This is a genomic window from Methylobacterium sp. WL18, assembly GCF_008040015.1.
In the GTDB taxonomy this organism is placed as follows: domain Bacteria; phylum Pseudomonadota; class Alphaproteobacteria; order Rhizobiales; family Beijerinckiaceae; genus Methylobacterium; species Methylobacterium mesophilicum.
Map to the genome: position 1 here is coordinate 1 of NZ_VRVD01000462.1, position 3,791 is coordinate 3,791.

The 3,791-nt window shown below is 70.5% G+C and carries 3 protein-coding genes and 3 pseudogenes; 2 read left to right on the forward strand and 4 right to left on the reverse strand.

What is annotated here, in order from left to right; genetic code table 11:
- A pseudogene (locus FV228_RS22915) lies at positions 1-304 on the forward strand (hypothetical protein); the annotation flags it as partial.
- A gap of 137 nt (positions 305-441) precedes the next feature.
- On the opposite strand, the gene FV228_RS22920 reads toward FV228_RS22915, so the two are convergent.
- The 4 genes and pseudogenes from FV228_RS22920 to FV228_RS22935 all read right to left on the reverse strand — a co-directional run.
- A complete protein-coding gene (locus FV228_RS22920; RefSeq protein WP_147856704.1) occupies positions 442-1,083 on the reverse strand; it encodes a L,D-transpeptidase in 642 nt (213 codons plus the stop codon).
- A 190-nt stretch (positions 1,084-1,273) separates the two neighbouring features.
- A complete protein-coding gene (locus FV228_RS22925; protein ID WP_147856705.1) occupies positions 1,274-2,092 on the reverse strand; it encodes a transglutaminase family protein in 819 nt (272 codons plus the stop codon).
- Positions 2,093-2,157: 65 nt separating this feature from the next.
- Positions 2,158-3,087, reverse strand: a complete 930-nt coding sequence (locus tag FV228_RS22930; protein ID WP_147856706.1) for a transglutaminase family protein — start codon at positions 3,085-3,087, stop codon at positions 2,158-2,160.
- A 61-nt stretch (positions 3,088-3,148) separates the two neighbouring features.
- A pseudogene (locus tag FV228_RS22935) lies at positions 3,149-3,391 on the reverse strand (response regulator); the annotation flags it as partial.
- On the opposite strand from FV228_RS22935, the pseudogene FV228_RS22940 reads away from it, so the two are divergent.
- Positions 3,374-3,791: pseudogene (locus tag FV228_RS22940) on the forward strand (dihydrolipoyl dehydrogenase); the annotation flags it as partial. The pseudogenes FV228_RS22935 and FV228_RS22940 overlap by 18 nt on opposite strands.

Here is a 3,791-nt window from a genome sequence, read left to right on the forward strand (position 1 = left end):
GCGCCCGGCCACGGACGACACCGGCACCCGCCAGAAGGCGGCGCTGCTCGCGGCCGCCGTGAAGCGCGCCAGCAAGGAGAGCGAGCGGCGCCGGAGCGCGCAGGCGCGCGGGAGCCTGGTCTCGAAGTCCCGCAGGGCCCTGGCGCTGAAGCAGGCGGCGGGCGACCGAACCTCGGGACGGCCCTCGTCGCGGACGGCCGGCGCGGGCATGAACCCGGTGCCGAACGAAGGCCTCGCCCCGTCCGGTGCGCTCGACAGCCAGGGGCAGGAGGTCGCCATGCGGCGGGGTGGCGGGCCGCGGTAGGGTCTTCCGTCGGCGATCAAGGCAACTGCTCGTCTGCTGCCCGGCTTGAACGCTATCCGAAAAGAAGCCTGCAGATCACTTTCGTGACCTGGAGGCTTCTTGCGTGCGTTTTATCGAGATCAGAAGCTGTCGTCGGATCAGTTCAGCACGACGACCTTGGCGCCGACCTTAACCCGCTCGTACAGATCGGTGACGTCGTCGTTGGTCATGCGGATGCAGCCCGAGGACACCGCCTGGCCGATCGTGTCCGGCTCGTTCGAGCCGTGGATGCGGTACTCGGTGTTGCCGATGTACATGGCGCGGGCGCCGAGCGGGTTCTCGATCCCGCCGGCCATGTAGCGCGGCAGGTCGGGGCGGCGGGCGATCATGGCCTTCGGGGGCGTCCAGGACGGCCACTCGCGCTTGGCGGTGACCTTGTTGACGCCGCTCCAGCTGAAGCCCGGCCGGCCGACGCCGACGCCGTAGCGGATCGCCTCGCCGTTGCCCATCACGTAGTACAGGCGGCGCTCGGCGGTGGAGACCACGATCGTGCCCGGCGCGTAGGGGGCGTTGAACGCCACGATCTCGCGGGGGATCGGCTGGACCTGCGCCTGCGGCGCGTCCTGCACGCCCTGGCCGTAGCCCGGGGTGCCCTGGTACCCGTACTGGCCCGGATCCGAATAATACTCCTCGGCGCCGTTGGTGCCGAAGGGATCGTAGGCCGGGGCGGCCAGCGCCGGGGCGGCCGACGAAACAGTTGCGGCAAGGAGCGCCGCGAGGGCGGTGGCCGAGGTCTTCATGGTGTGCCTGCCTGTGCGATAACCTTTGCTATTACAAGCGTGAGCATAGGTTGGCAGTTCCACCCGACGAAGAAGATTTTGGCTGACGTTGGAATACGTAAGCGGGTTCGCGCGTGCCGGGGCCCACACCCTGCGCTCTGCATGGCCCCGCTCCCAATATCAGTAACCATCCTCCGCGTTCGCCGGCCCGTCACGCGACCTCGTCGGTGTGGACGTCGAAGCGCGCCAGGTGGGCGTAGCCGAAATTGGTCGAGATCGCGCAGTCGGTGGCATCGCGGCCCCGGGCCATGACGATGCGGCCGATCCGCTGGCGGTTGTGCCTCGCGTCGAACGTGTACCAGCGCGGGCCGTCGGGTCCGTGGAGGTAGACCTCGAACCAGGCGGAGAAATCCATCGGCGCCGGGTCGACCGGCACGCCGATGTCGCCGAGGTAGCCGGTGGCGTAGCGGGCCGGGATGTTCATGCACCGGCAGAACGCGATGGCGAGATGGGCGAAATCCCGGCAGACGCCCTCGCGCTGCATGAAGCCGTCATGGGCGGTCCGGGTCGCGTCGGCGCGCTGGTAGTCGAACCGGATGCGCTCGTGCGTGTAGGCGACGATCGCCTGCACCCGGGCCCAGCCCTCGGGCGTGTTGCCGAACAGCGACCAGGCCGTCTGGGAGAGCTTGTCGGTGTCGCAGTAGCGGGAGCCCAGCAGGAAGACCATCACGTCGTCCGGCAGGTCCTGGACCGGGATCTGCTGGGCGTCCGGGACGTAGGTGTCGAGGAGGCCGGAATCCTGGATCGTGAAGTCGGCCGAAATCGTCATCAGGCCGGGCGGCGCGACGATGCGATGGCAGACGTTGTCGTACACGTCCCGGTACGTGTGCGCCGGAACCCACGGATCGAACCGGATCTCCTGCGGGGTCAGCAGGTCGGGCATCCGGGACGGATGGACGCTGAGCATCAGGACCATGGGCGTGGGCTGGGTCAGGCTGAAGCCGATATCGTAACCCGTCCTGATCTTCATCGCGGCCACCTGCTGTCCTCTCGCCCCCGCGGGTCGCCCCGCATGTTCCATCCGGATCCGCCGGCTCAACGCGCCACGATCGGCGGATGCGCCTCAAATCCCGGTGTTCGTGCCTCGTCGTCGGGCAGTTCGACCACGTCGACGTCCACCCGCATGCCGAGGTCGTCGCTGGCGAGCCCGAAGAACGAGCCGTGCAGCGGCACCGCCTGCGCCGGATCGCGGGCCACCGCCACGCGGATCAGGTCGCGGTTGCCGACGATCCCGTTGGTCGGGTCGAACTCGATCCAGCCGGCGCCCGGCAGGTAGACCTGCAGCCATGCATGGGTCGAGCCGCCGCCGACATGGCGGGCGCGGTCGTTGCGCGGGTTGTACAGGTATCCGGAGACGAACCGGGCGGCCATGCCGAGCGCCCGGACCGCCTCCATCATCAGCACCGCGAAGTCCCGGCACGAGCCGCGCTTGCTGCGCAGGGTCGTCAGCGGCTCCTGCACGCCCTTCTCGGAGCGGGCGAGGTAGGTGAAGTTCGCCCGCACGCTCCGGGTCATGTCGGCGAGCAATTCCTGGGTCGGGATCCGGCCGTCGGCCGGGATGAAGCTGCGCGCCCAGGCATCGACCTCGTGGCGCGGATCGGGCCATTGCCGCTCGATCGACCGGGACAGGTCGGGCATGTCCTCGACCCCGTATCCGAACGGGTAATGCGTGGCGTGGGGCGCCAGCGGGAAGACCGGGGCGTGCTCGGGGGCGTGGTCGAGGGTGATGCCGCACACGAAGGTCAGGGTCTCGGCCCGGCCCCCGAAGGTCGCCACCGCGACGCAGTTGCCGAACACGTCGAACATCCAGCGCAGCGCCGTCGGCTCGGGGGTGATCTCGAGCGAGGCCTCGATCAGGCGCTGGTCGTAGCTGTCCCGGGGCCGGAACATGATCCGGTGCTCGCCGAAGGCGACCGGACGCCGGTACCGGTAGACCGTGCGGTGGCGGACGGACAGGATCGGCAAACTGGAGGCTCCTCGCGCCGATACGTCAACGGTCGATGCAAGGGCCGGGCCCGTCGCCGCCTCAGGTGACCGGCGGCGCCGGATCCGTGGTCGCCCGCTCGGCCTCCACCAGCACGTCGAAGGGGCGCCAGGGCTTGGCGATGAACACCGCCTCGCTCGGCAGGTCCGGCCGCCGGCCGCCCTGGCCGGTTGTGACCACCAGGCGGGCCCGGGGCCACAGGGTCGCCACCGCGCGGGCGAGCTGCAGCCCGGTCATGGCGCCCGCGAGCTGGATGTCGGCGAAGACCAGGGCCACGTCGCCGCCGAGGTGGCGGCCGGCCACAAGGCCGGGTTCGACGCCGCGGTGATCCCGTCGGTGGCCTATACCGACCCCGAGATCGCCTGGGCCGGCCTCACCGAGACCGCCGCCAAGGCCGCCGGCCGGGCAGTCGAGGTGGCGCGCTTCCCCTGGGCCGCCTCGGGCCGGGCCATCGCCAACGGCGCCGATTACGGCCTGACCAAGCTGCTGTTCGACCCGGAGACCAAGCGGATCGTCGGCGGCGCCATCGTGGGCCCGAGCGCGGGCGACATGCTGGGCGAGATCGTGCTCGCCATCGAGATGGGCGCCGACGCCACCGACATCGGCCGCACGATCCACCCGCACCCGACGCTCGGCGAGACCATCGGGCTCGCGGCCGAGGCGGCGCTCGGCCTCTGCACCGACC

Coding starts and splice junctions, on each gene's coding strand:
- FV228_RS22920 (WP_147856704.1), bottom strand. CDS start 1,083: ATGAAGACCTCGGCCACCGCCCTCGCGGCGCTCCTTGCCGCAACTGTT.
- FV228_RS22925 (WP_147856705.1), bottom strand. CDS start 2,092: ATGAAGATCAGGACGGGTTACGATATCGGCTTCAGCCTGACCCAGCCC.